Origin of the sequence: Italian clover phyllody phytoplasma str. MA1 (assembly GCF_000300695.1) — a bacterium.
Classification (GTDB): domain Bacteria; phylum Bacillota_I; class Bacilli_A; order Acholeplasmatales; family Acholeplasmataceae; genus Phytoplasma.
Genome location: NZ_AKIM01000062.1, coordinates 1 through 2,115 on the forward strand (window position 1 = coordinate 1; position 2,115 = coordinate 2,115).

General features: G+C 26.4%; 3 protein-coding genes and 2 pseudogenes. 2 read left to right on the forward strand and 3 right to left on the reverse strand.

Going from position 1 to position 2,115, the window contains the following annotated elements:
• Both RI01_RS04015 and RI01_RS02445 read left to right on the forward strand, forming a co-directional pair.
• Nucleotides 1-263: hypothetical protein (locus tag RI01_RS04015; protein WP_034735189.1), on the forward strand; the 263-nt coding region annotated here is incomplete at its 5' end.
• A gap of 379 nt (nt 264-642) precedes the next feature.
• Nucleotides 643-966 (forward strand): cyclic-di-AMP receptor, encoded by a 324-nt coding sequence (locus RI01_RS02445; RefSeq protein ID WP_017193088.1) that lies wholly within the window; start codon nt 643-645, stop codon nt 964-966.
• Nucleotides 967-1,033: 67 nt separating this feature from the next.
• Here RI01_RS02445 and RI01_RS02450 read toward each other — a convergent pair whose 3' ends face one another.
• The 3 genes and pseudogenes from RI01_RS02450 to RI01_RS03680 all read right to left on the reverse strand — a co-directional run.
• Nucleotides 1,034-1,216 (reverse strand): SVM family protein, encoded by a 183-nt coding sequence (locus RI01_RS02450; protein WP_017193089.1) that lies wholly within the window; start codon nt 1,214-1,216, stop codon nt 1,034-1,036.
• 64 nt (nt 1,217-1,280) lie between these two features.
• Nucleotides 1,281-1,906 (reverse strand): annotated as a pseudogene (locus tag RI01_RS03905) (hypothetical protein).
• Nucleotides 1,888-2,115: pseudogene (locus RI01_RS03680) on the reverse strand (hypothetical protein); the annotation flags it as partial. The pseudogenes RI01_RS03905 and RI01_RS03680, both read right to left, overlap by 19 nt.

A 2,115-nucleotide genomic window follows, 5' to 3' on the forward strand; every position in this document is an offset into this window, starting at 1 on the left:
TCTTAGAAAAGAAAAAAAAGACTAACTTAATAGTTAGTCTTAAAGAATTTTTAAAAAGCAAAAAGTGTCTAAAGTTTTGGAACAGTTCAGTCCGTGCAAAAACAAGTGTTAGATTTATTGAGTGTTTTAAAAAAGAAGTGTCAAATAACTTATTTATTTCTCATGATGTAGGAGTGACTCGTTATATTTTAGCCGATCGTATTGGTGCAATGAAAAAAAGGTCGTCGGTTAGTCGAATTAGCCCCTACAGAAGAACTGTTTAATAATCCTCTACACCCTTATACACCAAAAATTTTTAAACGCTATTCCGTTTTTGCCGCAATATGCTAATTTAGAGTAATCACAACCTTTGAAGAAAGAAAAGAAAGGATTTAGTTTTTCTTCTGAATTTTTCGGATAGAGATTTTTATGAAGTGAAAAAAGGTCATTTTATTTTATGCACTTTGGGCCAAAAGAAGGATAAAAAAGCATGATTTTATTGAAGGTTAATAATTTACATACTTATTTTAGCATGGATAATGGTTTAGCGAAAGCAATCCTAAAAGACCTAATAATATTAATTTTTATTATTTTTAACAAAATAACCTAATAAAAATTAATATTATTAAATAAATGTTATATAATATAAATATGAAAGATAGTATGAAATTAATTTTAGCAATTGTGTCTAGCGAAGATGCGAATAAAGTTCAAAATAATTTAAATAAAGAGAATGTTTTTAACACAAGATTATCTACTAAAGGTGGTTTTTTAAGAGAAGCAAATGCTACTTTTGTTATAGGTATTGATTCTGAAAGAGTAGATGAAGTTTTACAAATTATAGAAGAACATTCTAGAAAAAGAACTCAAATGATTCCGGGCAACGTTTTAAATGAAATGGGGGCTTTTTATTCTTTACCTTCTGAAATTTCTATTGGAGGAGCAACTGTTTTTATTTTAGATGTTGAACAATTTTTAAAATTATAAAAAAATCAAAAGTTCATAAAGAGGTAATAATAATTTTATTAAGCAAAGAAGAAAAAAAAGAGATTATTCAAAACAATAGCCAGAAAGAAGGCGATACAGGTTCTACATGATTATTATCATGTCCGTTATTTTGAGATATATGACCATTATTCATTGCCATAACATAATAATTATTAGTTATAAATAACATTCCTAATAAAACAAATAAACAAAAACTTATTATTTTAAATTGATTTTGTAATTTAAACATTAATTAAATCTCCTTTAATTTTGATTCCTTTACATTTTAACATATTGGAAGTTATTAAATTTTATCACCATTCAGTGTTGGTTCTTTTATTATTTTCGGCTTCTTTAGCTTTATCTTTATTATGCTTTTCTTGGTAAAGAGATAAAGTTGTACGGATAGGGTTGAAGTGGAGATAGAAATCGGTTAATTCGAAATTAGTATCATCGACGAGGCACGACCAAGGTAGTAGTTTTTGTCTTTTTTTATCAAGTCTTTATGGCTTTTGTATTTAACGATTAAGTAATTATTACCTGGGCCTTCGTTTAGTTATTTTTTAATCTTACATATAAATATAATTGACTGTCATCTTCTTTATCGAAGTGAGAAAATTTAAATCCATTGGCGATAGTTATATCATAAGTTAATCCTATTTAATTCCAACAGTCAAAGGAATGATAGACTTTAATGTAACTTGCAAGGTTAGAGGATTCGGGTTGGGATTGGAGTAGAGTATTGGATTGTCATCAATTTAAAAGCTCCGATATCTTCTTTGTTGGTTAGTTTTTGTTGATACTCTTTTTTTTCTTTTTGTTGAAAATTAGTAGTTAATTGATTGATTTCATTTTGAAGAACTTGTTTTTCTTGTTCTGATAAGGTTTGATTTGTTATTAATTATTGGTTTTTAGTTTCAATTAAAGTTTTGAAGAAAATCTACTTGCGAAACTGTTATTTTTAGATCTTAACGATAATTCTTTATTTTTGTTTTCTAATTTAGCATTTTCTTTTTCTAATTGAGTAATTTTGTCACTTAATTCTTTGTTTGCTGCTTCTTTTTGTGTTACTAATTCAGCTTTTTCTTGTTTTAAGTTTTTATTTTCTGCTTTTATTATATTTCTTGACGATAATTCTTTATTTTTGTT